The following is a 1,064-nucleotide window of genomic DNA, read 5'->3' on the forward strand; positions in this document are numbered from 1 at the left end:
TATCACCATTTAATGATGGATCATGTTGGTATCGAGAAGATTATAGAAGAGGTTAGCTTGTGTTTGTCGGGTGAGAGCTCGAATCTTCCTGTTCCTTTTTTATATCGAGAGTTCATTGGTCATACCTTACATATGCAATCGACTGACAATAGTGAATCTTATTTTAGGACACTAATGGGCTCAATAGAAGAACCTACATATCCTTTTAACTTATCAAATGTTTTAGGAGACGGGAAAAGTATTGAAGAATCTATAGTTGTTTTGTCTAAGGATTTAAGTATAAGGTTGCGTAATGTTTGTGCTCATCTGAGCATTAGTCCGGCTGTGTTATTCCATGCCGCTTTCGGTTTAGTTGTAGCGCGATGCAGCAATAAGGGATATGCTCTTTTCGGATCATTATTCTCAGGACGTTTACAGGGTTCTTTGGGAGCAGCTGATTCTTTGGGATTATTCATCAATACGCTACCTGTTGCTTTGGAGTTGAAGGGTAATGTAAAAGAATATCTAAAAGAGGTCAAGGTTAGGTTAGAGGAGTTACTGTCTTATGAGCAAACACCTTTATCACGTATCCATAACTGGAGCGGTGTATCCAATGATATGGCTCTTTTCAGTGCATTATTGAATTACCGTCACTCTTTATCATCAGAAGATGATAAAGATGCTTTGGATTTAGATATGACCGTTATCGGAGGCCAAGAAAGAAATAATTACCCGTTTAATATTAATGTAGATGATTTTGGTATTGATTTCGGCTTAACGGCGCAAGTGGATCGAAGCATCGGAGCTTCTCGTATACTTGCTTATATGGAGCAGTCATTAGTTGAGCTTATGGACGGGGTAAGTAACCCGGAAGAAGTAAGTATTAATAGTTTAAACATCCTGCCTAAGACAGAACAGGAGCAGTTATTGCATGCTTTTAACGATACTTATGTTTCTTATCCTCAAGATAAGACTGTTGTTGATTTGTTTGAGCAACAGGTTGAGCGTACCCCAGATGCTGTGGCTGTTGTTTATGAGGGAGAGGAGTTAAGCTACAGGGAACTGGATAATAAGTCGAACCAATT

The 1,064-nt window shown here is 38.8% G+C and carries 1 protein-coding gene; it reads left to right on the forward strand.

Annotated features, from left to right (window positions below):
- Positions 1 to 1,064 (forward strand): condensation domain-containing protein (locus tag B0A80_RS20300; RefSeq protein WP_233430793.1); only part of this gene is annotated, 1,064 nt, incomplete at both ends.

It is taken from the genome of Flavobacterium tructae, assembly GCF_002217475.1.
Taxonomy (GTDB): Bacteria; Bacteroidota; Bacteroidia; order Flavobacteriales; family Flavobacteriaceae; genus Flavobacterium; species Flavobacterium tructae.